At 74.2% G+C, this 26,797-nt stretch carries 21 protein-coding genes; 12 read left to right on the forward strand and 9 right to left on the reverse strand.

Annotated elements, in window-relative coordinates; translation table 11 throughout:
* Positions 1-28 precede the first annotated feature (28 nt).
* From I6A81_RS09345 to I6A81_RS09380, 8 genes are all read left to right on the forward strand, one after another.
* On the forward strand, positions 29-1,810 hold the full coding sequence (locus tag I6A81_RS09345; protein WP_203002410.1) for an N-acetylglutaminylglutamine amidotransferase: 1,782 nt from the start codon (positions 29-31) through the stop codon (positions 1,808-1,810).
* A 3-nt stretch (positions 1,811-1,813) separates the two neighbouring features.
* On the forward strand, positions 1,814-4,102 hold the full coding sequence (locus I6A81_RS09350; RefSeq protein WP_203002409.1) for a S9 family peptidase: 2,289 nt from the start codon (positions 1,814-1,816) through the stop codon (positions 4,100-4,102).
* 30 nt (positions 4,103-4,132) lie between these two features.
* Positions 4,133-4,558 (forward strand): GNAT family N-acetyltransferase, encoded by a 426-nt coding sequence (locus I6A81_RS09355; RefSeq protein ID WP_203002408.1) that lies wholly within the window; start codon positions 4,133-4,135, stop codon positions 4,556-4,558.
* Positions 4,559-4,967: 409 nt separating this feature from the next.
* Complete coding sequence (locus tag I6A81_RS09360; RefSeq protein ID WP_203002407.1) at positions 4,968-6,377, forward strand: ABC transporter substrate-binding protein; 1,410 nt, start codon at positions 4,968-4,970, stop codon at positions 6,375-6,377.
* Positions 6,378-6,672: 295 nt separating this feature from the next.
* Positions 6,673-9,033: a branched-chain amino acid ABC transporter permease gene (locus tag I6A81_RS09365; protein ID WP_203002406.1), complete on the forward strand. Its 2,361-nt coding sequence runs from the start codon at positions 6,673-6,675 to the stop codon at positions 9,031-9,033.
* Between the two features lie 21 nt (positions 9,034-9,054).
* Positions 9,055-9,837, forward strand: a complete 783-nt coding sequence (locus tag I6A81_RS09370) for an ABC transporter ATP-binding protein (RefSeq protein ID WP_203002405.1) — start codon at positions 9,055-9,057, stop codon at positions 9,835-9,837.
* 8 nt (positions 9,838-9,845) lie between these two features.
* Complete coding sequence (locus tag I6A81_RS09375; protein WP_203002422.1) at positions 9,846-10,655, forward strand: ABC transporter ATP-binding protein; 810 nt, start codon at positions 9,846-9,848, stop codon at positions 10,653-10,655.
* A gap of 7 nt (positions 10,656-10,662) precedes the next feature.
* The gene (locus tag I6A81_RS09380) at positions 10,663-11,106 is read left to right on the forward strand and encodes a hypothetical protein (protein WP_238428853.1); all 444 of its coding nucleotides are present in this window, start codon (positions 10,663-10,665) and stop codon (positions 11,104-11,106) included.
* Positions 11,107-11,299: 193 nt separating this feature from the next.
* On the opposite strand, the gene I6A81_RS09385 is transcribed toward I6A81_RS09380, so the two are convergent.
* The 4 genes from I6A81_RS09385 to I6A81_RS09400 all read right to left on the reverse strand — a co-directional run bounded on the left by I6A81_RS09385 (position 11,300) and on the right by I6A81_RS09400 (position 14,604).
* The gene (locus I6A81_RS09385) at positions 11,300-12,484 is read right to left on the reverse strand and encodes an amidohydrolase family protein (protein WP_203002404.1); all 1,185 of its coding nucleotides are present in this window, start codon (positions 12,482-12,484) and stop codon (positions 11,300-11,302) included.
* A 160-nt stretch (positions 12,485-12,644) separates the two neighbouring features.
* The gene (locus I6A81_RS09390) at positions 12,645-13,157 is read right to left on the reverse strand and encodes a hypothetical protein (protein WP_203002403.1); all 513 of its coding nucleotides are present in this window, start codon (positions 13,155-13,157) and stop codon (positions 12,645-12,647) included.
* A gap of 158 nt (positions 13,158-13,315) precedes the next feature.
* Positions 13,316-14,131 carry a crotonase/enoyl-CoA hydratase family protein gene (locus I6A81_RS09395; protein WP_307874554.1) on the reverse strand — a complete coding sequence of 272 codons (816 nt, stop codon included), beginning with the start codon at positions 14,129-14,131 and terminating at the stop codon, positions 13,316-13,318.
* Between the two features lie 149 nt (positions 14,132-14,280).
* The gene (locus I6A81_RS09400) at positions 14,281-14,604 is read right to left on the reverse strand and encodes a protein-tyrosine phosphatase family protein (RefSeq protein WP_203002401.1); all 324 of its coding nucleotides are present in this window, start codon (positions 14,602-14,604) and stop codon (positions 14,281-14,283) included.
* Between the two features lie 641 nt (positions 14,605-15,245).
* Between I6A81_RS09400 and I6A81_RS09405 the strand changes: the two genes are divergently transcribed.
* Positions 15,246-16,253 carry an aldo/keto reductase gene (locus I6A81_RS09405; RefSeq protein ID WP_203002400.1) on the forward strand — a complete coding sequence of 336 codons (1,008 nt, stop codon included), beginning with the start codon at positions 15,246-15,248 and terminating at the stop codon, positions 16,251-16,253.
* Positions 16,254-16,295: 42 nt separating this feature from the next.
* On the opposite strand, the gene I6A81_RS09410 is transcribed toward I6A81_RS09405, so the two are convergent.
* The gene (locus I6A81_RS09410) at positions 16,296-16,850 is read right to left on the reverse strand and encodes an Ntn hydrolase family protein (protein ID WP_203002399.1); all 555 of its coding nucleotides are present in this window, start codon (positions 16,848-16,850) and stop codon (positions 16,296-16,298) included.
* A gap of 19 nt (positions 16,851-16,869) precedes the next feature.
* A complete protein-coding gene (fdhD, locus tag I6A81_RS09415; RefSeq protein WP_238428851.1) occupies positions 16,870-17,859 on the reverse strand; it encodes a formate dehydrogenase accessory sulfurtransferase FdhD in 990 nt (329 codons plus the stop codon).
* Between the two features lie 226 nt (positions 17,860-18,085).
* On the opposite strand from fdhD, the gene I6A81_RS09420 reads away from it, so the two are divergent.
* Together I6A81_RS09420 and I6A81_RS09425 are read left to right on the forward strand one after the other, a co-directional pair.
* Positions 18,086-19,570, forward strand: a complete 1,485-nt coding sequence (locus tag I6A81_RS09420) for a hypothetical protein (protein WP_203010152.1) — start codon at positions 18,086-18,088, stop codon at positions 19,568-19,570.
* Positions 19,571-19,780: 210 nt separating this feature from the next.
* A complete protein-coding gene (locus I6A81_RS09425) occupies positions 19,781-20,560 on the forward strand; it encodes a sporulation protein (RefSeq protein ID WP_203006952.1) in 780 nt (259 codons plus the stop codon).
* 9 nt (positions 20,561-20,569) lie between these two features.
* Here I6A81_RS09425 and I6A81_RS09430 read toward each other — a convergent pair whose 3' ends face one another.
* From I6A81_RS09430 to I6A81_RS09440, 3 genes are all read right to left on the reverse strand, one after another.
* The gene (locus tag I6A81_RS09430; RefSeq protein WP_203006951.1) at positions 20,570-21,268 is read right to left on the reverse strand and encodes a hypothetical protein; all 699 of its coding nucleotides are present in this window, start codon (positions 21,266-21,268) and stop codon (positions 20,570-20,572) included.
* Positions 21,269-21,540: 272 nt separating this feature from the next.
* Complete coding sequence (locus I6A81_RS09435) at positions 21,541-22,533, reverse strand: DUF4097 family beta strand repeat-containing protein (RefSeq protein WP_238438131.1); 993 nt, start codon at positions 22,531-22,533, stop codon at positions 21,541-21,543.
* Positions 22,521-23,849, reverse strand: a complete 1,329-nt coding sequence (locus I6A81_RS09440) for a sensor histidine kinase (RefSeq protein WP_203006950.1) — start codon at positions 23,847-23,849, stop codon at positions 22,521-22,523. The genes I6A81_RS09435 and I6A81_RS09440 overlap by 13 nt, the downstream gene beginning before the upstream one ends.
* Positions 23,850-24,303: 454 nt before the next feature.
* Here I6A81_RS09440 and I6A81_RS09445 point away from each other — a divergent pair, with 454 nt between their 5' ends.
* Positions 24,304-26,730, forward strand: coding sequence for a CoA transferase (locus I6A81_RS09445; RefSeq protein WP_203006949.1), 2,427 nt, complete (start codon positions 24,304-24,306; stop codon positions 26,728-26,730).
* Positions 26,731-26,797: the final 67 nt, after the last annotated feature.

Consider the following 26,797-nt stretch of genomic DNA (forward strand, 5'->3'; position numbering starts at 1 on the left):
GGCCCAGCCCGAGGCGATGGGAGCGGACATGTGCGGGTTGAGCGGAGAACTACGGCTCGACGGGCGGCCGGCCGACGTCGCGGCGGTCGCCCGGATGACCGCCGCGATGGAGCGGCGCGGGCCGGACGGCGTCGGCGTCCTCGCGGCCGGGCCGGTCGCGCTCGGCCACCGCCGCCTGAAGATCATCGATCTGTCGGAGCGGGCGGCGCAGCCGATGGCCGACGCCGAGCTCGGCCTGACCGTCGTGTTCAACGGCTGCATCTACAACTACCGCGAGCTGCGCGACGAGCTCACCGCCGCCGGCTACCGCTTCTTCTCGACGTCTGACACCGAGGTCGTGCTCAAGGCGTTCCACCGCTGGGGTCCTCGCTGCGTCGACCACTTCGCGGGCATGTTCGCGTTCGCGGTCCACGAGCGCGACACCGGCCGGCTGGTGCTCGCCCGCGACCGGCTCGGCATCAAGCCGCTCTACGTCACCGCCGACGCCCACCGGATCCGGTTCGCCTCCACCTTGCCGGCGCTGCTCGCCGGCGGAGGGGTGGACACCGACATCGACCCGGTCGCGTTCCACCACTACCTGTCATTCCACGCGGTCGTGCCGCCGCCGCACACGATCCTGCGCGGCGTGCGCAAGCTCCCGCAGGCCACCATCCGGGTGATCGACCCGGACGGCACCAGCAGGGACGAGGTCTACTGGCGGCCCGCGTTCACCCGTGGCCCGGAGCACGCCGGCTGGACGGCGGCCGACTGGCGCGACGCCGTCGCCGAGCGGCTGCGCGTCGCCGTGCGCCGGCGGATGGTCGCCGACGTGCCGGTCGGCGTGCTGCTGTCCGGCGGGCTCGACTCGAGCATGATCGTGGCGCTGCTCGCCGAGGCCGGCCAGGCGGACCTGGCGACCTTCAGCGTCGGGTTCGAGGCGGCGGGCGGCGAGTCCGGCGACGAGTTCCACTACTCCGACATCGTCGCCAAGCAGTTCGCCACCGACCACCACCAGATCCTGATTCCCAGCGACGCGCTGCCGCGGGCCGTCGACGCGGCCGTCGCGGCGATGAGCGAGCCGATGGTCAGCCACGACTGCGTCGCGTTCTACCTGCTCTCCCAGGAGGTCAGCCGGCACGTCAAGGTCGTGCAGTCCGGCCAGGGCGCCGACGAGGTGTTCGCCGGCTACTCCTGGTACCCGCCGCTCGCCGGCACGCGCCGGGACCAGGCCGTCGACGCGTACCTGCGGGTGTTCGCCGACCGTTCCCACACCGACCTCGCCGCGATCGTCGCCCCCAGCCACCTGATCGAGGCGGACGCGAGCCGCCACCTGGTCGCCGAGCACTTCGGCGCGCCCGGGGCCGAGACGGCCGTCGACGCGGCGCTGCGGATCGACTCCCTGATCATGCTGGTCGACGACCCGGTGAAGCGGGTCGACAACATGACGATGGCCGCCGGGCTGGAGGCACGCACCCCGTTCCTCGACCATGAGCTGGTGGAGCTCGCCGCCGCCTGCCCGCCCGAGCTCAAGCTCGCCGCCGGTGGCAAGGGCGTGCTCAAGGACATCAGTCGCGCGCTGCTGCCCGCCGAGGTCATCGACCGGCCGAAGGGCTACTTCCCGGTGCCGGCCATCCGCCACCTGTCCGGCCCGCTCCTCGACCGGGTCGCGTCCGCCCTCACGGACCCGGCGGCGCGCGCCCGGGGGCTGTTCCGTGCACAGTGGGTTGAGGCGATGCTCGCGGCTCCGAACGACAACCGGACCAACCTCGGCGCGAACGCCCTGTGGCAGGCGGCATTGCTGGAGATGTGGCTGCAGGCGCAGGGAGTGTGAGGGTTGCAGGACGACCTGTTCCCGCCGTCGGTGCCCGTTCAGGCGGGCCCGGTGGACGCCGGCCTGGTCGGCGACGAGCCGGCCCGGCCGATGTGGGGCCGCGCCGAGGCGGCCGGACTTCGGACCGCCGGGGCCGAGACGGCCCGCGGCGCGCCGCCGTGGACGGGGCCGGGAGACGACCCGTTCGTCGTGCCGGGCGTGTGGGCGCCGAGCCTCGGTCCCGGCGGGTCGCTGGCCTTCGTCAGCGACCGTGACGGCGCTCCCGCGCCCTGGGCGTGGGAACCCGCCGGACAGGCCGGCCGGGGCTGGGTCCAGGAGCGCGTCGACGCCGGGCCGGGCTTCGCGCGCGCCGTCTCCTGGTCGCCGGACGGAGCCTGGCTCGCGGTCGAGGTCGCCCCCGGCGGCGGCGAGCTGCACGAGGTGCGGGTGGTCCGCCGTGGCCGGCCGGGCTGGCGCCGCCTCGCCGGCGGACCCGCCGGCGCCGCGTCCGCCGTGTCCGCTGAGGCCGGGTCCGCCGAGGTAGCGACCGCTGGGACGGAGGCCGTTCGGACAGAAGCCTCTGGGACGGAGGCGTCCGGGGCCGCCGGCCTGGCCGGGCGGCGCGCGGGCACGTCCGCGGCGCTCGGGCCGTGGACACCCGGCGGTGACCGGCTGGTGGTCTGCGAGTCGCTCGCCTCCGGGCACACCGAGGCGCTGCTCGTCGACCCCGCGACCGGCGGCCGCGAGCGGGTGGCGACCGGCGTCGCGCTCGTCGTGTGCGACGCGCGCGCCCGGCGGGACGGCGCCGGGTACCTGCTCCTCGTGCGCACGGGCTCCCGCGGCCGCCGCCGCCTGCTGCTCGTCGACACGGCGGCGAGCACCTCGGTGCCGGTCCTCGCCGGCGAGGCGACCGTCGCGGCCGGGCGCTTCGGTCCCGGGGGGACGTCCCTGCTCGTGACGACGAACGCCGGCCGGGATCGGGTGGCGCTGTTCCGGCTGCCGCTCGCCGAGCCCGCGCGGGCCGGCGACCCCATCGTGCCGCGCACCCGCCAGGAACCAGTGCCGCTCGTCGGTCGGGAGTTGGTGCCGCTCGCCGGCCGTGACGACGCCGACCTCGAGTTCTGCGCGGTGATGCCGGGAAAAAGATCGGCCGTGCTCGGCTGGAACGCGGCCGGGCGCACCGAGCTCTCGCTGCTCGACCTGGACAGCGGCTTCGCCTCGCCGCTGCCGGCGCCGCCGCGCCCGGTGGCGACCGCCCTGCTGGTCGTCCCGTCCGGGGAGATCCTGCTCGCCCTGGCGGGCCCCGGGGTTCGTGGCGAGCTGTGGACCCTGGATCCGGCGGCCCCCGACGGCTACCGGCTGGTCGTCGCCGCGTCGCCGCGGCCCGGCGCCGTCCCGCCCGCGCCGCCGCGGCCCGGCGCCGTCCTGCCCGCGCAGCGGGCTACCACGGAAGGGGCCGCCGCGGTCCTCGGGGCGCCCGCGGCGGTGACCTTCCCGGGGCACGGCGGGCTGGAGCTGTCCGGCTGGCTGCACCTGCCGGCGGGCCGGACCGGTCCCGGGCCGGCGTTCATCTATCTGCATGGCGGGCCCGAGTCGCAGGAGCGGCCCGGTTACCAGCCGCTGCTGGCGGCGCTCGCCGCCCGCGGGGTCGCGGTGCTCGCCCCGAACGTGCGCGGTTCCACCGGCTACGGGCAGGCCTTCGAGCGGGCCGACGACCTGGCCGGCCGGTTCGACGCGATCGCCGACGTGGCCGCCTGCCACGCCTTCCTCGTCGCGGCCGGGGTGGCGGACCCGGCGCGGGTGGGCGTCGGCGGCCGTTCCTACGGCGGCTATCTCACGCTCGCCGCCCTGGTCACCTACCCAGAGCTGTTCGGCGCCGGCGTCGACATCTGCGGGATGGCCGACCTGGAGACGTTCTACGCCGACACCGAGCCGTGGATCGCCGCGTCGGCGGTCAGCAAGTACGGTCATCCGGCCACCGACCGTGCCCTGCTGCGGGACCTGTCGCCCCTGCACCGGACGGATGCGCTGGCGGCGCCGCTGCTCGTCGTCCACGGCGCGAACGACACCAACGTGGGTGTCCGCGAGGCGGTCCAGGTCGTCGCGGCGGCCCGCGCCCGCGGAGTCGAGTGCCGGTTCCTGCTGTTCGAGGGCGAGGGCCACGAACTGGCTGTCGATGCCAACGTCGCCCGCTTCGTCCGCGAGACCGCCGACTGGCTGGCGGGGCGGCTGGTCCTCGCCGACGCGCCCGCGGCCGTCGAGGGGGCGTCGTCTGGCGGGGAGGCCGACATCGCCGGGCTCCGGATCGGGTAATCACGCCCCGCGACTGACACAATACGACTTGTGAAAATCGCGGAACTGGGCGCGGATGGGACCGAGCAGGCGTACGACGCCATGCGTCAGCTGCGCCCGCACCTGACCTCGGCCGGATTCGTCAGACTCGTCAACGAGGTGCAGCGCCCGCAGGGCTACCGGCTCGTCGCCTCCTGGGACGCCCTGTCCGGGCGGGTGGTCGCCGCGGCCGGCTTCAGGGTGCAGCACATGCTGGCGCACGGCCCGGTGCTCCAGGTCGACGACCTGTCCACCATCCCCGCGGCCCGCGGCCAAGGCCATGCCTCCCGCCTGCTTGCCTGGCTCGAGCGGGAGGCCCGCTTCCTGGGCTGCGCCCAGCTCCACCTGACCGCCGGCACCCATCGCTACGACGCTCATCGCCTCTACCTGCGTCATGGCTTCGCCATCCGCTCGTTCCAGCTGTCCCGGCAGCTGTGAGCCGGCCGCGCCGGGGCGGGCGGCCGGAATCCGATGGCCCGCCCGGGTCAAACGCGGCCCGGTCGGCCGGGCCTGGGCCGACAATGCGAGGGACGGTGGCGGCCTACTCCCGGACGGCGGAGCCGGACGGCCCGCGACGCGGGCGACGCGGCAGGCGGCTAGGCCGCCTGAACTGACGTCGCATCAGATGATCATTGTCCTCGTGGGACTCCAGTTCCGGGCTAACAGTAGGTCCCCGGAATCATGCGCCGTTCCGTTCCCTGATTGACCATCAGATTCAGCGCGGATACCTTCCCGACCACAGGGCTCGCGGGTGGGCTCCGGTGGGCGGCGGACTCGCTTCGCCGACCCGTCGGTGACGGTCCGGCCGCGCCGCGGTACCGGTGTTCCACCTCATGAAGGACGTGTCATGGACAGATCATCCCGATTACGGCGGCTCGGTGTCCTCGCCGTGGTGGCCGTCCTGGCCGCCGCCTGTGGCTCGGGCGACCGCGGCGCGAATCCTGACGGGGGAGGCGGCGGCCAGGCGACCACCTCCGCGCCGGCCGCGGCGGCCTTCGGGGACCTGCCGAGCCCGTGCGGCGGCGGTGACGCCAAGGGCGCCACGGACCAGGGGGTCACCGACACCAGCATCACCATCGCCTACGGGGACGACCGCGGCTTCACCGGCAGCCCCGGCCTCTCGCACGAGATCGGCGACGCGGTCAAGGCGATGATCGGTTGGTGCAACGAACAGGGTGGGATCAACGGTCGCGAGATCGTCGGTGACTTCTACGACGCCAAGATCACCGAGACCAACAACGTGATGACCGAGGCCTGCGGATCCGCCTTCATGCTGGTCGGCCAGGGGTGGGCGTTCGACTCGACCGGCGAGCAGACCCGGGTGGCCTGCAATCTGGTGTCGGTCCAGACCTACTCGGTGAGCCCGGAGTTCGCCAACGGCCCGATGCAGTACCAGGCCGTGCCCAACCCGGCGGACGAGACCGTCGGCGCGTTCTTCGCCCAGTTCGCCAAGCTGCATCCCGACAAGATCAAAAAGGCCGCCCAGTACACCACCACGCTCGCCACCGAGAACTACTCGACCAGGCGTGGCGTGGAGGCCGCCAGGCCGTTCGGCTGGGAATGGCTGCCCTGTACGCAGACCGTCAACTACTTCGGCGAGCCGGACTACAAGCCGTTCATGCAGAAGCTGAAGGACTGCGGGGCGGAGGTGGTCTGGTTCACCCTCTCGGCCGGCCCGCAGCTGTACAACGCGCTGCAGGCCGCCAACCAGGTCGACTTCCATCCGATCTGGCTGACGGAGACCAACAACTACGTCAGGGGCTTCGCCGAGTTCAACTCCAACGGCCTCGCGGACAACGTCTACGTCCGCACGGCCTATGTCCCGATGGAGCAGGCCGACCGGGTCCCGGCGGTGAAGCAGTACATCGAGATCGTCGAGGCCGACGGTGGCGACACCAGCCAGCTGGGGATGCAGGCGACCTCGTCGTTCCTGCTGTGGGCGACGGCAGCGAAGAAGTGCGGGTCGACGCTGACGCGGCAGTGCATGGTCAACGAGCTGTCGAAGGTCACGGAGTGGACGGGCGGCGGCCTGCACGCGGCGACCAACCCCGGGGAGAACCATGGCCCGGAATGCGGCATGCTGCTGCGCATGAAGGGAACCGAGTACGTCCAGGAGTTCCCGGAGAAGGTTGGCGAGTTCGACTGCTCGCCGAGCTACACCGTGAAGCTTCCGGATGACTTCGTGACCGTGGAGCTGACCGCCGACCGGATTTCCACGAACTACCTGACGGACAAGGTCATCAAGCCGCAGGCCTAGGCACGGTTGTCACCCGGCCTCCCGGACCGCCGGCCCGCCTTTTCGGCGAAGCCGATGTGACGAAATCCGTCGCCGGTCCGGGAGGAGCCCGTCCACCGCCCCCTCTGACCCACGGCGCGGCGGACGGGCTGGACCCGGACCCGCGCGGCCGGTGGGTTTCACCAGGCCCGCACCCAGGATCCGCGCGATCAGGCAGGCCACCACTGGGCCTTTTCCAGCGCGCGAGGGCCGAGCCCTCGTACCCCCGGCGCGGGGGCGACGGAGAAGGACCACTCGAGAACGGGTTGGCTCCGCAGTGGACCAGTTTCTGCAGTACACGATTCTCGGCCTGGTGCTGGGCGGGATCTACGGAATCGCCGCCTCGGGCCTGGTCCTGACGTGCACCACGTCCGGTGTCTTCAACTTCGGCCATGGCTCGATCGCGATGCTGTCGGCGTTCCTCTACTGGCAGGTCCGGTTCGACTGGAACTGGCCCACCCCGGTCGCGCTCGTGGCTGTGCTCGGCGTGTTCGCGCCCGCCTTCGGCGCGCTGCTGCACATCACGATCATGCGAGGCCTCCGGGAGACCACGGAGATCACCAGAATCACGGTGACCGTCGCGCTGACCGTCGGCGCGCTCGCCCTGGCGAACTGGATCTGGGACCCGACCGTCCCCCGCCGGTTCGACTACTTCTTCGGCGGCACCAACCAGGTCAAGATCTTCGGCAGCCGGATCACCTATCACGAGCTGCTCGCGCTCGCCGCGGCGGTGCTGATCGCGGTCGGGCTGCGCTTCTTCTTCTACCGGACCCGCACCGGCGTCGGCATGCGCGCGGTCGTCGACGACCCGCCGCTGCTGCAGCTCACCGGCGGCCGCCCGGAGCGGCTGGCCACGCTGTCCTGGGCGCTCGGCGCGATGCTCGCGGCGCTCGCCGGCATCCTCATCACGCCGATCCTGGGCGGCGCGCTCGACCCGAACGCGCTGACGCTGCTCGTCATCGACGCGTTCGCCGCCGCCGTGTTCGGCCGGCTGCGCAGCGTGCCGCTGACGTTCCTCGGCGCGGTCGTGCTCGGGCTGGCGAACAACTACGTGCTCGCGTACTTCCCGAGCGAGCGGTGGACGTGGACGTCGAACTTCCGGATCTCGCTGCCGATGATCCTGCTCTTCGTCGTGCTGCTGGTGCTGCCGCAGGACCGGCTGCGCGGCGGCACGATCACCAGGGCCAGGGAGCGGTTCCGGGTGCCGACGATGCGCTCGGCCGTGGTCTGGGCGGTCATCCTGGTCGTCGGGATGTTCCTCCTGCGGGAGATCATGGCGCCGGCGGTCGTCAACACGATGGTCATCGGGATGACCTTCGCGGTCATCGCGCTGTCGCTCGTCCCGTTGACCGGCTACGCGGGGGAGATCAACCTGGCCCCGGTGTCCTTCGGCGCGATCGGCACGATCATCGCTTACCACTACGGCGTCACCGGCAGCGGCGTGGACACCCGGATGACGGTCTGGGGCCTGCTGCTCGCCGCCGCGGTGTGCGCGGTGGTGGGCGCGCTCGTCGCGCTTCCGGCGCTGCGCCTGCGCGGCCTCTACCTGGCCCTGGCCACCATGGCGTTCGGCGTGTTCGTCTCGACGATGGTCGTGGCCGACACCGTCCCCCGGGTGCTGCCACTGCTGCACGTCGAGTTCTCGATCTTCCCGAACGGAACGCTCAACGTCCCGCGGCCCAGGCTGGGCCCGATCGACCTCGCCGACGGCGGCACGTTCCTGATGGTCATCACCGTCCTGTTCGCCGTGCTCGGCGTGCTGATGGTCGCGCTGCGGCGCAGCGGCTACGGGCACCGACTGGTCGCGCTGAAGGACAGCCCCGCGGCCTGCGCCACGCTGGGGCAGAACCCGGTCCGCCTCAAGCTGTCGGTGTTCATGCTCTCGGCCGCGATCGCGGGTCTCGGCGGCGCGCTGATGTCGGCCGCGATGGTGTCCGTCAACCCCGACCGCTTCGTCATCTTCGTCAGCCTCGGGCTGGTCATGACGGTGGTCGTCGCCGGCATCGGCTACGTCAGCGGGGCGTTCGCCGGCGGCCTGCTCGCCGGAGTGGGCTTCGTGGCCCTGCAGAACATGTTCGACAAGGTTGGCACCGACCATGCCAGCCTGAGTTCCCTGTTCTCGTTCCTCAGCCAGTTCTCGACCGTGCTGCCCGCGTTGATCGGTATCGGGCTGGCCCGCAACCCGACCGGCTTCGTCGACGACATCATCAGGGCCTTCGAGGTGTTCCGGCGCGCCCGGGTCATGCTGGCCGCCGGGCTGGCCCTGCAGGCCGCCATCTACCTGCTCGCCTACACCGACACGTTCAGCAACTGGTGGTTCGTCGCGCTCACCGTGCTGTTGTGGGGGATCTGGCCGCGTATCACCCCGCTGGTGTCGGACCGGTTGGCCCCGGCGGTCAGGGCCCGGCGCGCCGGCGCGGGCGCCCTTCCGGCCGGCCCGGCAGACGGCCCGGCCGAGGTGCCCCTCGAGCTCGTCGGCGTGGACGTCCCCCTCACGGACGAGCACCGGAGGGTGCTCGACCGCGCGCTGGGCCTGCCCGAGACCGCGGCTTTGCCCGGCGACCTGGCCGCTGTGCCCGGAAGGGTGACCCCGTCGGCCGGGATCCCGCCGGCCGGGACGCTGGTACCCGCGCCATGACTCCCACCCTGGAGGCACGCCATGGCCTTGCTTGAAACCGACTCCATCGCGGTCAGGTTCGGCGGCAACGTCGCTCTCGACGACGTGTCCATCTCCGTCGCGGCCGGCCGGGTGACCGGGCTGATAGGCCCGAACGGCGCCGGCAAGACCACCCTCTTCAACATTGTCACCGGCCTGCTGGCCCCGACCCGAGGGCGGGTACTCGTGGACGGTGCGGACATAACCCGCCTGCCGCCCTACAAACGGGCGCACCGCGGGCTCGCCCGCACGTTCCAGCGCCTCGAACCGTTCGTGTCGCTCTCCGTCCGCGACAACGTCCGGGTCGCGGGCCAGATCCGCGACACGTGGCGCCGCCGAGGCTCCCTGGGGATCGGCAAGGCCGACCCCAGGGGCCGTGGTCGCCTCGACCTCGACCGGGAGACGGACCGGGTCCTCGAGCTGGTCGGCCTCACCGACGTCGCCGACCGGGACGTCGCCGAGCTGCCGACGGGCCAGGCACGCCTGGTCGAGCTGGGCCGGGCGCTGATGACCAGGCCCGGGGTGCTGTTGCTGGACGAGCCGGCCTCAGGCCAGACCGAGCAGGAGACCGAGGCGTTCGGGCGGCTGCTGCGCCGGCTCGCCCAGGAGGACGGCATCGCGGTCTGCCTCGTCGAGCACGACGTCGGCCTGGTCATGGACGTGTGCGCCATGATCTATGTGCTCGACTACGGCAGGGTCATCGCGGCGGGGCCGCCCGACGTGATCCGGGCCGATCCGGCCGTCATCGACGCCTATCTGGGCTCCGCCGAAGAGGGCGCCGCGTGAGCACCGACATGGCCGCCACCGCGGCTGCCGGCCCGGTACCCGGCAAAGGCGCCGGCATCGAGCCGCCGCTGCTGGAACTGGCCGGCGTCCGCGCCGGGTACGGCCCGATCGAGGTCCTGCACGGGGTCGACCTCGCGGTGCCGGCCGGTTCCGTCGTCGCCCTGCTTGGCCCGAACGGCGCCGGCAAGACCACCACGCTGAACGTCTGCTGCGGCCTGCAGCGGCCGTCGAGCGGCGAGCTCCGGCTCGCCGGCCGGTCCGTCACCGGGGCCTCGGCGGAGACGCTGGCGCGGCTCGGAGTGTGCACGATCCCGGAGCGGCGGGGCATCTTCCCGAACCTCACCGTCCGCGAGAACCTGTGGATGATGACTCAGGCCCGTTCCTGGCCACGGGGTAAACAGGCCCGTTCCTGGTCACGGGGTGCACAGGCCCAGCCTGGCGTCTCCCTGCGGGACGTCGAGGAAATCGCGTACGCGCGCTTCCCGGTGCTCGGTGAGCGGCGTGGGCAGCTGGCCGGCACCCTGTCCGGTGGCCAGCAGCAGATGCTGGCGCTGACCAGGGCCCTCGGAACCGACCCGGCGGTGCTGCTGCTGGACGAGCTGTCGATGGGGCTCGCCCCGCGGGTCGTCCGCGAGCTGTACGAGATCGTCGGCCGGCTGGCGGCCGAGGGCATGTCGATTCTCATCGTGGAGCAGTTCGCCCGCACGGTTCTGCCGATCGCCGACCAGGTGGCCCTCATGCTCCATGGCCGGATCGTGAACGTGGGTGCACCGTCGGAGGTGGAGGAGCATCTCTCCGCCGCGTATCTGGGAGCGTGACAGCGCAATGGAACAAGGCCGGGTCGACCAGTTCAAGGCAGAGGTGTCCAGCCTGAAGATACGGACTCAGGACGCGCGGCGGGACGGCGTCCTGCAGATCGTGGGCATCGTGCTCATGGTCTTAGGCATCGTCGTCGTGCTGGTGACCTACGAGTCCTCCCGCAACATGAGCGATCCCCGGGACATCCAGTCACAGATCATCCTGGCCATCGGGTTCCTCGCGGTCACGGGTGCCGGTGGAGCGCTTTTCCTGTATGCGTCCCTGGCGAAGTTCCTGCGGTTCTGGCTGCTGCGGCAGGTCTACGAGTCGCGCAGCCAGGTCGACCAGGTGGTGGCCGCGTTCCAGCCGCGGCCGGAGCCGGAGCCCGCGCCCGCCGCGCCCGCTTCGGCGGCGGTGGAGCCGGCGGCCGGGGCACAGCCGCAGGTCGGCGCCTCCGCCGGCCTCGGCTGAGCCCGGCCGGCTGCCCCCGTCCTCGTCCGGCGGCGCGCATGCCGGCCGCCGGGCGTCGAGCCGGTGAGCCGGGGCGGCGGGTGGCCGCCCGGGCTCGCGCCGGGCCGGGTCCCGCTTCTCGCGGGCGGCTGGCGCCCGGTCCCGCGGCCGGGGCCCCGCCTTCCGGCCGCCGGCCGGGTCTCGGCGCCGCGGCTCAGGCCGGGCGGGGAGTGGCCAGGGAACGGGCGTTGTCGCGCAGGACGAGGCGGCGGTCGGCGGGAGACAGCGGCTTGGCCTCGGGCAGGTAGTCGAGCGGCTGGGGCAGGGCCTCGATGTGCGGCCAGTCCGAGCCGAAGATCACCCGGTCGGCGCCGACCCACTCGACGACGGCGGTCAGGTCGTCCTCCCAGAACGGGTTGATCCAGACGTGCCGCCGGAAGATCTCGACCGGGTCCTCCCTGAACCAGCCGGGCAGCTTGCGGGCCTGCGAGCGCAGCTTGCGGAAAAGGTCGGGGAGGAACTCCGCGCCGTTCTCGACCGAGGCGACCCGCAGGTTCGGGTACTTCGCGAAATGGTTCGCGAGCACCATCGACAGCAGGTAGTCGTGCACCGCCTTCTCGATCGCGAAGCTCTTGATGGTCGGCCCGTAGCTCGCGCCGGAGAAGCTGAAGCTGTGGCCGTCGTCGGCGTACCCGTCGGAGGAGGCCCCGCTGTCGCCGGCGTGCACGACCAGCGCCAGGCCGGACTCGTTCAGCCGGGCCCAGAACGGGGCGAACATCGGGTCGAACGGGTTGCGCCGGCCGAGCACCGTCGTGGGCGCCCCGGCGCGCATGACGATCATGCGCGCGCCCGCGTCGATCGCCCACTCCAGCTCCTCGACCGCCCAGTCGACGTCGGCGAGCGACAGGTAGGGCGCCGAGATGATCCGGTCCTGGTAGTCGAGGGTCCAGTCCTCCGCCAGCCAGCGGTTGAACGCCCGGAAGGTCTTGCACACCGCCACCGGGTCGTGCCTGAGCGGCTCCTCGTAGATCATCCCGAGCGTCGGGAACAGGAAGCAGCCCTCGAGCCCCTGCTCGTCGAGGACCCGCAGGCGGGCCGCTGGGTCGTGATACTCGGGGCGGATCGGCTCGCTGTCGCGGATCAGGTCGAGCGGGTTGACCTTGTCGGGGTTGCCGCGGAAATACGAGGCCAGGCAGCCGGGCTTGGAAATCGGGTCGAACGTCGCGTTGGATACCGCCCGGCTGACGCGCCCGCCTAATACGTGGTACTGCCGGCCGTTGATCGTCGCCCACTGCACACAGCGCGGCCCGTCCCGCGGGTCGAGATGCCGGGTGAAGGCGTCGACCGCCTCGTAGTAGTGGTTGTCCGCGTCCCACACCGGGTGCTCAAGCTCGTCCACACCCAAATCGTAGAACGTGTTCTAGTAGTGGTGCTTGCCTTCTCCGTGCCCGAACCCGCTCGACGCGCTGGCCGGTGGTCCTGGACCGCGGTTCGACGAACCATGCGGCCGGTTCCGCTCGAATCCCGGCGCGCCGCCGTCGGTCAAGCCCCGGCGGCGGTCAGGTGCCACGGGTGCGGGTGAGGGCGAGTTCGCCGGCGCGGACCCGATCGAGGTTGGTGCCGACCGCCTCGACGACATACGGCAGCGAGGCGGTCAGCTCGGCGGCGGACTCCTCGTAGTCGGCCAGACCGGGGACGCCCGCGGCGGCGAGCAGCGCCAGCGGGTCGGCGAGCCGCTCGCGCAGCCAGCCGAGCGGCTCCGCGACGATGGCTTCGTCGAAGACCCGGTCGCCGGGCTCGTTGTCGGCCATGGTCGGGTGGTGGTGCATCCGGTCCTTGCTGCCCGGCCCGCGCTCGATCGACTCGAACAGGTCGACACGCAGCAGCGCGGTGTCGACGACGAGCTTCTGGGCCGCGTAGATCGAGCCGCGCCACGGCTGCGGCTCGACGAGCCGCAGTTCGACGCGCACCCCCCGCTCGGCCCCCTCCTGCCCCGGGATCGGATCCGGGTCGATGAAGTACATGTCCCGGACGGTCACCGCCAGCCGGTCGAAACAGAAGACGCTGAGCATCGGTCACCCTTCCGACGTTCGCCCGACGACCGCGCGCCGCGCGCCGGGGACCGGGCTCCGTGGCCCGCGCCCGTGCCGCGGGGCGTCGCTCCCTCAGCGTCGCCCGTCCGCCGGCCAAAGTCGACCGGCTGCGCCGATCCGGCCCGCGCCGCGCCAGGTCAGGTCCCGGTGAAGACGGGCTCGCGCTTCTCCAGGAAGGCCACCGGGCCCTCGACCGCGTCCCCGGAGCGCATGACGGCGTTGCCGTACCGCTCCTCGATCGGCCAGGCCTCCGCCTCGGGCAGGCACTCGGTGTCGCGCAGCGTCGCGAGGATGGCCTTCACCGCCAGCGGGCCGTTGCGGGCGATCCGGTCGGCGATCTCGCGAGCCTTCGCCAGTGCCTGCCCGTCCGGCACCACGTGGTTGACCAGTCCCAGCTCGTGGGCGCGGCGCGCGGGCAGGTCCTCGCCGGTCAGCAGCATCTCGGCGGCGACCGCGTAGCCGATCTGCCGGCGCAGCCGCACCGCCGACCCGGCCAGCGGGAACAGCCCACGCTGCACCTCGGTCACGCCGAACACGGCGCTCTCCCCGGCGACCCGGATGTCGGTGCCCTGCAGGATCTCGGTGCCGCCGGCGCGGGCGAACCCCTCCGCGGCCAGGATGATCGGCTTGGCCGGTCGGCGCTTCTTCAGGAACGCCTTCAGCGTGATGCTCGGGTCGTCCTGCAGTCGGCTGATCCACTCGTTGTCGCGCACGCCGGCGCGCAGCCGGCCGATCTCGGCCAGGTCCATCCCGGCGCAGAACGTCGGGCCCTTCCCGGTCAGGATGCCGACCCGCAGCGAGTCGTCCTCGTCGAGGCGGCCCCAGGCGTCGTAGAGGCGGCAGAGCACCTCCGCGTTCGTCGCGTTGCGCTTCTCGGGCCGGTTCAGTGTCACGGTCAGCACCGGCCCGTCGGCCTCGACCAGCACCAACGGCTCCGCCCCGGACTCGCCCACGCGCCCTCCTCCAGCCATCACCCAACTAGAACGTGTTCCACCGGCTGGTTCCGGACGATATGCCACCCCTGCCCCGCCCACAAGTCGCCCCGGCCATGGCCGCGCCAGGGCGGGAGGGCTGCCAGACAGGGAGGGTGGGGACCGCCCGATCAGGCAACGGGTGGCTGGGCGGCGGTGTGGTCGGCGTCGGTGTGGTCGACGGTGGCGAACCAGCGGACCCAGCGGCGCTGGCCGGGGGTTTCGACGGCGCGGGGGCGGTAGTGGCGGCGGGTCCAGGCAACCGCGTCGTCGGCCGGGTGGCCGGCGAGGATCGCCATGCAGGCGATGACCGTGCCGGTGCGGCCGTTGCCGCCGCCGCAGGCGACCTCGACGCGCCGCCCGGCCCGGGCGAGCTCATAGGTCTGTGTGATGGCCTTCGCCGCCGTCTGGGCGTCACGAGGGGTGCGGAAGTCCGGCCAGTCGAGCCACAGCATGTCCCAGCGGACCTCCTGGATCGGCAGCCGGCCTCCCGCCGGATCCAGGGTGCCCGCCCGATCGGCGGCAGGGTCCCCTCCGGACCGGCGGAGCCCTGGGTTCCAGCCGGATCGGCGGAGCCCGGGGTCCCTGTCGGATCGGCGAAGCCGATCTGGGAGATCTGCTGGAAGCTCTGCGGGGAGGTCTGCTGGAAGGTCGGCGATCGCGGAAGTCGGGACGCCGATCTGGGAGGTCGGCGATCCAGGAGGAACTCCCGGCTCCGCCGTGCCGCGCCGCGCGGCACCGCGCCGCGGCAGCCCGCGTGACCTGCCAAGATAGAGCCCGAACTCCGGTGTCGAACCGTCTGGCAGCCCCTCCCGTCGCCCGCGCCCTCGAACCAGGGTCCCATCAGGCAGCTGGATCGCTCCGCTCAGTGGTGCACTCACACTCGTAGTGTGCACGGTCACCACCGACCGCCATCGCTCGGCCGGTAAGTCTTGAGATAACCGCAAAACTGTCGCCTCATGTAATTAATTGATTTCGTCGGGCGGCTTGGGGGAGCGGCCGGCGGATGGCCCTACCGCGTGCGTCGCGGCGGCCAGGCGCGCGCGCATTGGAGGGTCGGGGCGCGCGGGGCGGCGTGTTGGCGTTGACTAAGAGCATGCGGTATGTGACCGGGCCGGTGGCCGAGCTCGCGGGTGGGAAGAAGATCTCGAAGATCGGGCTGGGGACCTGGCAGTTCGGCTCGAAGGAGTGGGGATACGGCCAGGACTACGCCGAGAAGGAGGCTCCCCGGCTGGTCGGGCGGGCGCTCGAGCTCGGGATCACGCTGATCGACACGGCCGAGATCTACGCCTTCGGGCGCAGCGAGCGGATCGTCGGGGAGGCGCTGCGCGCGGCCGGGCCGGCCGCCGAGGGCGCGTTCGTCGCGACGAAGATCCTCCCTGTCCTGCCGGTGGCGCCCATGGTGGAGCAGCGCGGCGTGGCCAGCGCGCGTCGGCTCGGCGTCCGGCGGATCGACCTGTACCAGGTTCACCAGCCCAACCCGCTGATCAAGGACGGCACGACGATGGCCGGCATGCGCGGGCTGCGCGAGGTCGGGCTGGTCGAGGCGGTCGGCGTCTCGAACTACTCGCTCGCCCGCTGGCAGGACGCGGAGGCGGCGCTCGGCGCGCCGGTGCTGTCCAACCAGGTCGAGTACAGCCTGCTGCGCCGTTCGCCCGACGAGGCGCTGATCCCGTACGCGGAGCGCGCCGCCAGGCTGGTGATCGCCTACAGCCCGCTCGCCCAGGGACTGCTCTCCGGCCGCTACGACGTGACGAACCGGCCGGAGGCCGGGATCGTCCGGACGAGAAGCCCGCTGTTCCTGACCGAAAACCTGGCCCGGCTCACGCCGCTGCTGGACGTGCTGCGCGAGGTGGCCGCGGCGCACGACGCGACCTGCGCGCAGATCGCGCTCGCCTGGGCGATCCACCGGCCATGCGTCGTCGCGATCCCCGGGGCGTCCAGCGTCGCCCAGCTGGAGGCGAACGCGGCCGCCGCCGAGATCGACCTCACCGACGACCAGTACACCGCGCTGACCGACGCGGCCACGAAGTTCGTCCCGCTGACCGGCGCGTCCGCCTGGGCCGCCGTCGCCGCCGAGCGGCTCCCGTTCCGGATCCGCTGACCCGGGCGGGCGTTCGGGATCCGCTGACCCGGCCGGGCCAGGTCAGCCGGACTGCTCGGGCTCCTCAGGGTCCCAGACCAGGTGGAAGGGCGGCCGGACGCCGGTGGAGTGGTGCACGGCGGCTTCCAGGGCCTTGCGGACCCGCTCCTGCGGAGGGAGGTCGCCGCTGCCGTGCAGCGAGCCGCAGGCGAAGTCCTCGCCTGAGCCCACCGCCAGGTAGTCGTCGACGCTGCGGCCGATCTGGAAGTCCGAGTCGATCTGGTAGAGGTGGCCCTGGATGCCGACCAGGAAGCACCCGCCGCTCTCGTTGCCGGACTCGTTGCGGGCGTAGCCGCCGTCGCGCAGGCAGTCGCGGACCGCGGCGACGAAGTCCGTCGCCATGAACCGGTCGAGGTCCCAGGTGTGCGGCACCGGCGGCAGAAGGCTGTAGCGCAGTAACTGGCCCATCCGGAACGAACTGGTGAACCCCATGATGTACGGGCCGTTACGGAAGACCTTGGTGTCGGCCCGGACGGTGATGGCCCATCCCGCCACGCCCGCGCTGTCGCCGCCGATCACGACCCGCCCGTTCTGCTCCACCCCGACGATGCAGGTCACGGAGGCGGACTCTATCGGCTCACGTCGCCGGATGTCCTGGCATTTCGGCGCCCCCGGCGACCCCACGCGCGGCGTCGCCAGGCGCCGTGTCGTCGCCAGGCGCGGTGTCGTCGGGAGACGCTGTGTCGCCAGGCGACGCCGGGCCGGCGCCCTCGGCGCCGGCGGCCGGGCCGCCGGTGTCGACGAGCACCCGGTGGGCGCCGGTGTAGACGTTCATCGAGTCGCCTCGCAGGAAGCCGACCAGCGTCATCCCGCTGTCCGCCGCCAGCTCGACGGCCAGCGCCGATGGCGCCGACACGGCGGCGAGCATCGGGATGCCGGCGAGCAGCGCCTTCTGGACCAGCTCGAACGACGCCCGGCCGCTGACCAGCAGCACCCGGCCGCGCAGCGGCAGCAGGCCGTCGCGGGCCGCGGCGCCGACGACCTTGTCGACGGCGTTGTGCCGGCCGACGTCCTCCCGGACGAGCTCGATCCGCCCGGCGGCGTCGGCGAGCGCGGCGGCGTGCAGCCCGCCGGTGGTAGCGAACAGCCGCTGGGCACGGCGCAGCGCGGTCGGCAGCCTGGCGAGCACCGCCGCCGGGACCCGCAGGGGGTCGTCGGAGACCCGGTAGCGGGCACGCATCGTGATCGCGTCGATGCTCGTCTTGCCGCACAGGCCGCACGAGCTGGTCGTGTAGAACGACCGGGCCGCCGCGGCCAGGTCCGGCTCCGGCACCGCCGCGTCCAGCGCCAGGTCGAGCACGTTGTAGGTCTGGCGGCCCTCGTCGTCGGTCCCGGCGCAGTACCGCATCGACCGGACGTCGCCGGACGCGCCGATCAGCCCCTCGCCGACGAGGAAGCCGACCGCGAGGTCCATGTCGTCGCCCGGGGTGCGCATGGTGACCGCGAGCGGCCGGCCGTGTACCCGGATCTCCAGCGGCTCCTCGCCGACGACGGTGTCCACCTGGACGGCGGGCGGCGCGCCTACCGTCACCCGCACCACCCGCCGCCGCGTGCTCGCTCGTCCCATGCCCCCCACTGTCCACCAGCCCTCGACGGGAGCCCAGGGGCCGGCACGGGCGGATCCCCACCGACCGCCCCGCCCCCACGGCGGCCCGCTGAGCCGGCCCGGGCCGGACAGCCGCCGAGGCCGACAACGGACCGACGCGCCGGGGTCATGTGGCCTGGGCGGGTCCGATCGTGAGCATCGCGATTGCGCGGCGATCGGGACGCCGCCGCGTGCGACACTGCGCAGCGTGGCCATCACCGGCTCCCGACGCCCCGAGCTCCCGGCGGATCCGCCGGTGGGGCTCGGCGCGGGCCACGCCTCGCTGCGCCACCGGCTCGTGGCCGGCGACCCGACGGCGCTCGCCGACGGCTACGCCCGCTTCGGCGACCGACTGCTCTCGATCGCCGCCGTCACCCACGCCCCGGCCGCCGCGGCCGCGATCGTGCGGGCGGTGCTGGTCGGGCTGTGGGAGCACCCGCTGCGTTACCCGGCCGACGACGGCGAGCTCGCCGAGTCGCTGGCCGCCGTGACCAGTCGGCTCGCCGCCGAACCGCCGCCGTCGGTGGCCGGCCCCACGACCGACCCGCGTCATCGGGCCCGCCCCACCGGCCCGCTCGCGAGCCCCACCGGTGGCGAACCCGCCGACCCGCGGGCCGCGCTGCTGTCGGTCGCGCTCGCCCATCGCCCGGCCGTCGCCGCCGCGCCGCCGTGCGCCACCGGGTTCGCCGCGTGGACGGCCGCCGTCGACCGGGTGCTCGCCGAGCTGACCGCCGCGGGCTGGGACCGGCCCACCGGCCGGGACGGGCGCTGCGCGCGCGAGGTGGTCGCCCGCCTGGCGGGGCTGGACGCGGCGGTCGCCACCGCGATCGGGATCCCGGTCGCGGCCAGCCTGGCGCGCGCCGTCTCCGACACGCCGGCCCAGGGCATCGTCCGCGCGGCCGCCCGCCGCGCGGACGGCGCGGTCGGGGCACCCGAGACCGGCCGGGACACCGGGGCGGTGCCGGGCGGCCGCGCCGCGCGGCCGGGCGCCCCGGCGCCGGACCGGCCGGCGGCGTACTGGCCGGCCGTGTTCTGGCCGCCGGTCTTCTGGCCGCCCGTGCTGCTCTGGCGCACCTGGCACGAGGGCGCGCGCGGGCTGTGCGCCTGGCTCGCGGGGCGGGAGCCGGAGAGCGCGCGCCTCCCGGTCGACGCGCTCGGCTGGACGGCGCCGGTCGAGGACCATCTCACCAGCCGGATGCTCGGCACCTGGCTGGACGGCGGCGCGCTCGCGGACGTGGCCGGGGTTCGGCTGCCCGCGCTCGAGCCGGCCGAGCTGCGGGCGGTGACGGGGCTGGCGCTGGGCCGGGTACGCGCGGCCGCCGGCGTGACCGGTGGCGTGCTCGCGCTGACGTTGACCAGCGCCATCGCCCGGGACGGCGCCGGCCCGCCGGGCGGCGCGCTGGACCGCGGCCTGGCGCCGGGCACCGCGGCCCTCGGCCAGCGGGCGCCGAGCGGCGACGCCGTCGTGGCCCGCTGGCTGGTCGGCCCCGGCCGGGAGCCAGCGGCCGCGCCCGACCGGGCCGCGGACCCGCCGGTGGTGGCCGAGGTGTGCCTCGACGTGGTCGACTTCTGCCTGCTGGCCGCCGGTCGGCGCACTCCGGCCGAGACCGCCGCGCTCGCCGTCACCGTCGCCGGCGACCCGGCGGCGAGCCGCGCGCTGATCGCCGGCGCCGCTGGCGTCCTGCCGGCCTGATGGCACGTGCCGGGCCGGCAGGGGGCAGACTTGGTGTCGGTAACCGCCGGCGCGAGGCTGGCCTCGTGACCTGGCCACCGGCCGCGCGGCGTCGCCGCCGGCGGGCCGGCGGCCTTGTCGGCTGACTGACCCCGGCTGGCGACACGGTCGCCCGGAACGGTAAGAACCCTGATCAGTGACGTACGCGGTTCGGTGGGAAGGGCATTCGCTATGGGTATGAAGCGGTTCATGTCTCGGCTCGGCGTGGGAGGCGCCGAGGTGGAGACCGTCCTGGACCGCGACCAGACGTGGCCGGGTGCCGTCGTCACCGGTACGACGACGGTGACCGGCGGCAAGGTCGAGCAGCAGATCGAGAAGATCCTGGTAGCGCTCGAGGCGACGGTCGAGGTCGAGTACGACGACTCCACCTACTACGAGAAGGTCGCCTTCGGCACCCAGGAGATCGGCGGCAACCTGCTCGTCCACCCGGGCCAGCAGGTCAGCGGTCGCTTCGAGCTGCCCGTGCCGTGGCAGACCCCGGTCACCGACGTCGGCGGCTGGCACCTCAAGGGCATGCAGGTCGGCGTGCGCACCACGCTGTCCATCCCCGGCGCCCTCGACCCGGGCGATCTGGACCCGATCTCGGTGCACCCGCTGCCGATCCAGGAGGCGGTGCTCGCGGCGCTCGGCGACCTCGGCTTCCGTTTCATCTCGGCCGACGTCGAGAAGGGCCACGTCGGTGGCTCGAACCTGCCCTTCTACCAGGAGATCGAGCTGAAGGCGTCCGGCGAGTACGCCAGCCGGATCAACCAGCTGGAGGTCACCTACCTGGTCGACGACCGCGGCATGGACGTCGTCCTCGAGGCCGACCGCCGCGGCGGGCTGCTGCACTCCGGCGGCGACGCGCTCAGCCGCTTCCGCGTCGGGTTCGACGACACCGACCGTGGCCATCTGGCCCGTCTGCTCCACGAGCAGCTGCAGGCGCTCGGCGCCCGCCGCGGCTGGTTCTAGACCTCCCCGTCAGCCCTCGTCGCGGCCGGCGGCGAGGGCGGCGGCGTCCAGCTCCCCGCCGGCGACCGGCATCGCGACCGCCCGGACGACAGCATCGGCCGGCCGCGGCCGGCGGTCCCCGCGCGCCCGGTAGATCTCGGCGGGCACCATCGGCCGGGCGGCGGCCGCGTCGGCGAGCTCCCGCCAGCCCGGCTCGTCCCCCGAGTAGGCGAGCTCCGCCAGCCGGCACACCCGCAGCGCGTAGGTCAGCGGCTCGACCCGCGACACCGCGTCGGCGACCCCGTAGTGCGCGGCGTAAAGGGCGTTCCAGGCGCGCTGGGCGTGTTCCTCGCGCCGGCCGTCGTCACCCAGCCAGCCAAGCCCCCGCGCTTCCAGCACGGCCTGTACGCGCCGGCTGGCCGCCGGGCCGAGCTCCGTGGCCGGCTCCCCGGCGAGCAACTGGGCGAGCGGGCCGTGCGCGGCCGAGACGTCGGCGAGCACCGCCAGGTCGAGCGCCGCGTACCAGCGGGTGGCGCTCGCCGGGTCGGCGAGCCGGCCACCGATCTCGGTGAGCCTGGCCCGCCCGGGCGAGGTCCGCGCCCTGGAGTCGGCGAGGAAGAACCGTCGGCCCACGGCGGGGCGCTCCGGCGGGCGCGCCTCGTCGGACGGGGACGCGCCGTTCCTATGCTCGGGGTCTTCCTGACGCGCGCAACCGCGATCGTCGGGCATGCGACCACCTATGTGTCCCAGGGGCGGCACCCGGCGGCCCCTGCCCAGCGGGTGTTCCGGTCTCGCGTCCGTCCACCGGCGCTCGTGCCCTGGCCTCGATCCCGCCGGCCCGGCCGGTACGGGAGATCGTAGTGCTCGCCCGTGACCAGCCAGGACATCCCGTGCTGTCCGCTGCCCGACAGCTCCGGCCGTACCGCGCGAACCGGGCGGTGCCGCCGGCTCGGCACGGTCATGACCATCACGTCTCGCCTCCGGGCTGTTCGGCGGCTCGGCTATTCGGCCGGGCTGTAGCGGACCGTGACGTCACCCGAGCTGGAGCGGGCCACGATCCGGTGGGCCGACGTCGGGTCGGTGCGGACTTCGATCGAGTCCTCGCCCGACGAGGTGTGGGCCGTCACGTTGTAGGCGGTCGGGCCGTCGGGGACACCGACGCGCACGTTGCCGGAGGACGTCGTCGCCTCCACGTCGTCGGGCACCACCAGCAGGCTCACGTTCACGTCGCCGGACGACGAGTGCGCGTACACCGACGCCGCGTCGACCCGGGAGGCCCGCACGTTCCCCGACGAGGTCGTCAGCCGGACCGAGCCGGTGCCGCCGGAGCTCGACACGTCACCGGACGAGGTGTGCAGGTCCAGCGGGCCGCGCACGTCGTTCGCGCGGATGTCGCCGGAGCTGGAGCGCGCGACGACCGTCACGCCCGGCGGGACGGACAGGCGCAGCGTCGACTCGCAGGCGAGCAGGAAGGCCCAGTCACAGTCGGCGCGGACCCGGGCCGTGGTGCCGTCGACCCGCAGCTGAAGCCTCGGCGGCTCGATGGTCCCGGACAGCCGCGCGTCCACGACCGCCGGGCCCGTGGCGACGCCGCTCACGTAGAGGTCGCCGTTCGACGTGATCAGCTCCACCCGGGTGACCGACGCCGGCAGGGCGACGCGCTGGTCGCCCCGCTCCTGGCCGGTGGTCAGCTTGAGGGCCTGCGTGCCGGCGACGGCGGCGAGCCCCAGGGCGAGCAGCGCGCCGAGGGCGAGCAGCGCGCCGCGGGCGCCGCGGTGCCCGCCCGCGGGTGGCCGTCCGGCCGGCGGGCCGCCGCCGGGCGGGCCGTCGGCCGCCACCGCGGTGGGCGGCGGCTGCGTGGCCGTCGCGGCGAGGCGCTCGCTCATCGCGTGGTCTCCCTCGGCGGGCTCGGCGGACTCGGCGGGCTCGGCGGGGTTGGCGGGCTCGGCGGGGTTGGCCGCGGGACGGCCGGGAGACGGCGTCAGTTCTGGCATGGCAGGTCCATTCGCAGCGTCGTGCCCGTGCCTGGGGCGGAGCGCACCGAGAAGGCGCCGTCGACGGCGAGCGCCCGGTCGCGCAGCCCGGTGAGCCCGGAACCCGTGTCCTCGGCCGCGCCGCCGCGGCCGTCGTCGCTGACCTCCACCTCCAGCCGGTCGCCGGACCGGCGCGCGACGATCCGCGCCGCGGTGGCGTCGGCGTGCCGGGCGACGTTGGTCAGCGCCTCGGCGACGAAGAAGTACGCGACCGCCTCGACCTCCGCCGTCGGCCGCGGCGTCACCTCCACCTGGAGGGTCACCGGCACGGGGCAGCGGGCGGCGAGCCCGGCGAGCGCCGCGTCCAGGCCCCGGTCGGTGAGCACCGCGGGGTGCAGGCCGCGAGCGAGGTCGCGCAGCTCGACGAGGGCTCGCTTGGTCTCGGCGTGTGCCTCGGCGACCAGGTCGCGGGCCCCTCCCGGGTCGTCGGCGAACCGCTCCTGGGCGCGGCCGAGCGTCATCGCCACGCCCACCAGCCGCTGTTGGGCGCCGTCGTGCAGGTCACGCTCGATCCGGCGGCGTTCCGCGGCGGCCGCGGTGACCATGCCGGCGCGGCTGGTCTCCAGCGCCGCCACCCGCTGGGTGAGCGCCGCGGTGGGGCTGGGGGACAGCAGCTTGCGGGCGGTGGCGAGCTGCAGGGCGGCCAGGCCCCTGGCGACCCACGGCGCGGCGAGCAGCGCCGCCACCCCGACGACGGCGTGCGTGGCGACGGAGCCGCCGTAGCCGAGGTCGAGCCCGACCAGCCGGTCGGCACGGCCCAGCGCCGGCGCGTAGGCCGGGAACAGGACGAACGCCAGCCCGCCGCCCCACAGCGTGGCGACGATCCACCCACCGATCCAGCCGACCAGCGGCAGCACGAACAGGGCGTACACACCCTCCAGCCAGCTGCCGCCGGACCGCAGCCGGGCCCACATCCTGGCCCAGGCCCGCCCGAGGCGGCCGCTGCCCAGGTGCCCGGGCACCGGCACCGGGCGCAGCCGCAGCTCGTCACCCAGGAAGGCGGCGAACCGCCAGGACTCGAACTGGGCGTACCTGCGGGCGAGCGTGAGCCCCACCCACAGCAGCGGCAGGCTGACCGGGATGAAGAACAGCGACGCCCCGCCGCCGACCGCGAACGCGAACACCGTCGCGAAGCTCACGGTGCCGAGCACCGTCGTCTGCGCCGCGAACACGGTCGCGAGCCAGGACCGCCGCGAATAGGTCGCCCGCAGCCCCGCCCAGAGCGCCCGCGCGGCGCGCGCCTTCAGAGCGAGGCCGCCGGGTGCCAGGCTGGTCATCGAGACCACCGGCCGGGCCCGGCCGGCCCCTCCGGCCGCGGGTCCTCGTGCGCGCGTCGCGGCGCCCGCCGGAGCGGCCGCCGCGTCGTCCCGCCGTCCCGTCTCGTCGAGTCCCGCCGAGTCACCACGTCCCGCCGCCTCACCGTGTGTCACCGTCTCGCCGTGTGTCGCCGACGCGCCTCGGCGCGCCGCCCGCCCCGCTGTCCGGGACGTCGTCACGACCGTAGATCAGCGACCGGCGACGCACGACCGCGCAGACCCGCCATTGCGACCTGGGGAAAACCTCACCCCCGTTCCGGCGGCGCGCCGCAGGGACGGCCGGGGGCGGGCCGCCGGACGGGATCGGCTGCCGGTGGGGCCGGGCGCTGGTACGAACGAGGAAGGATCGCGAGGGTGGAGGGCGCGTCATGGCTGTCGGCGTCGGTCGGGCGGGTAGCGGCGGCGGAGCCGGCGCATGAGTGACGGACGGGCCGCGTTAGCCGGCGTGCGGGTGCTCGAGGCGTCGGCGACCAGGGCGGGCCGGGTCGCCGGGATGCTGCTGGCTGACCTGGGGGCGGACGTGGCGCGGGCCGTGCTGCCCGCGTCTGGCGACGGGGCGGACGCCTCGACCCTGGCCGAGGAGCCGGACGAGGCCGGCCTGCCCGGCGCGCTGTGGTCGGACCGGGGCAAGCGCGTCGCGCGGATGAGCCGCGACGACGTGGCGCGGCTCGCGGGCGGCGCGGACGTCCTGCTCGTCGACCAGACTCCCGCCCGGCTGGCCGCGCTCGGCCTGGACGCCGCGAGCCTGGCCCATCCGGGGCTGTGCCACGTCTGGCTGCCGCCCTACGGCGAGCACGGGCCGTGGCGCGAGGTCGCCGAGGATCCGCTGCTGCTCGCCGGCCTCGGCGGGGTCGCCGCGCGCAATCCGGCGACCTGGGACTGCCCGGTCGCGCCGGTCACCGCGACGACCACCCACCTGCACGGCGCGCTCGGCGCCGCGGCGGCCGTCGCCGCGCTCGTCGGGCGCCGCCGCGACGGCGGGCGCGGCCACGCCGTCACGGTCAGCGGCCTGCACGCCGCGGCCGCCCAGCTCGGCATGATGACCCAGGTCGGCCACGACCAGCCGGTGATCAGGGGATCCCGGACCGGGAAGGGCGTGCCGTTCTGGCGGATCTACCAGACGGGCGACGGCCGCTGGCTCTACCTCGCGGCGCTCGTCCCGGAGATCTTCTTCCGCGCGCTCGACGCGATGGACCGGATGGACGTCCTGGTGCTGCCCGGCGTCGACGGCGACTGGAACAAGATCCAGGTCTACGACGTGGGCGGGCGGCTCGTGGCCGACGAGCTGGAGATCGAGTTCCGCAAGCGGCCGCTGGCCGAGTGGCTGGACCTGTTCGCCGCCGCCGACGTGCCGTGCGCGCCGATCGCGACCCGCGCCGAGTGGGCCGTCCGCGACATCGTCGAGGCCAACCGGGCGCTCGTGCGCCGCGACCACCCGACGCTCGGCCCGGTCACCATGCCCGGCTTCCCGGTCCATCTGACCCGCGCTCCCGCCGCCCCGGGTGGCTTCCCGGTGGCCGAGGACCTCCCGCCAGGCGGGGAGATCTGGCCCGACACCCCGGCGCGGGCCGTCGTCCCGCCCGCCGCCCGGCAGGACGGCGGCCGGTCGCTGCCGCTCACCGGCCTGCGCGTCGTCGACCTGTCGTCCTACCTGGCCGGGCCGCTGATCGGCGAGCTGCTCGCCGACTGGGGCGCCGACGTCGTCAAGGTCGAGCCGCCGGACGGCGACCCGTTCCGGGTCTTCCCGATGTCGGTGCTGGTCGCGAGCCAGCACAAGCGCGCCCTCGCGCTCGACGTCGCCGCGCCCGGCGGCGCCGACGTGCTGCTGCGGCTGCTGCGGGACGCGGACCTGTTCGTCGAGAACATGCGCCCCGGCCGGATGGAGAAGCTGGGCCTGGCCGCCGAGCGGGTGCTGGCGGCGAACCCGGACCTGGTGCGCTGCAGCGTCTCCGCCTACGGGCACGCCAGCGAGTACGCCGACGCTCCCGGCTTCGACCCGGTCTTCCAGGCGCTGTCGGGGCTCGCCGACGCGCAGGGCGGCGCCGGCGACCCGGTGCTCACCCCGATCCCGCTCAACGACACCGGGACCGGCGTGCTGGGGGCGTTGGCGGCGTTGGCGGCGCTGTATGCCCGCGACCGGGACGGTGCTGGCGACCGGCTCTACCTGTCACTCGCCAACACGGCGACCTACCTGCAGTCGCCCGAGTTCACCGAGTACGCGGGGCGGCCGCGGCCGCCCTGCGGGGGCACGGACCATCCGGGCCCGAGCGCCGGACATCGCTACTACCGCTGCGCCGACGGCTGGCTCGGCGTGGCCGCGGTGACCGAGTCACGGGTCGCCGACCTGCTCGCCGCCCTGGGGCTGGACCCGCCGGCCACCGCCCCGCCGGCTGACACCGCCCCGCCGGCCGACACCGCGGCCGACCCGGTGGCCGACGCCGTCGCGGCGGCGCTGGCCGGGCGCGCGGTGCGCGACGCCGCGGCGGCGCTCGCGGCCCGGGGGATTCCCGCCGTCCCAGCCATCCTGGGTGACGACCATGTCACCGACCCGCACCTGGTCGCCAACGGCTTCACCCATGTCATCGCGGACCCGCGCTACGGCCGCTTCGACGTCGTCCACCGCTACGGCGCCTGGCGGCACGGCGCCGGCCGGCCGCCCGCCCGGGTCGTGCTCGTCGGCCATGACACCCGCCAGGTCCTCGCCGAGGCGGGCTACCCGGCCGACGAGGTCGAGGCGCTGCTGACCGCCAGGGTCGTCACGGACATCGACCTGCGGGACGTCCCGGACGGGACTCCCTACGGCCCGCCCGCCCCGCCGGCGGCCCGCCGCGCCGGTGGCTGACCGGCCGGGGAGCGGGGCCGTGGCCGCGAACCATCGGCCGCGCGCCGCCGCCGCGCCACGGAAAGGT

The sequence above is a fragment of the Frankia nepalensis genome (genome assembly GCF_016786325.1).
Classification (GTDB): Bacteria; Actinomycetota; Actinomycetes; order Frankiales; family Frankiaceae; genus Pseudofrankia; species Pseudofrankia nepalensis.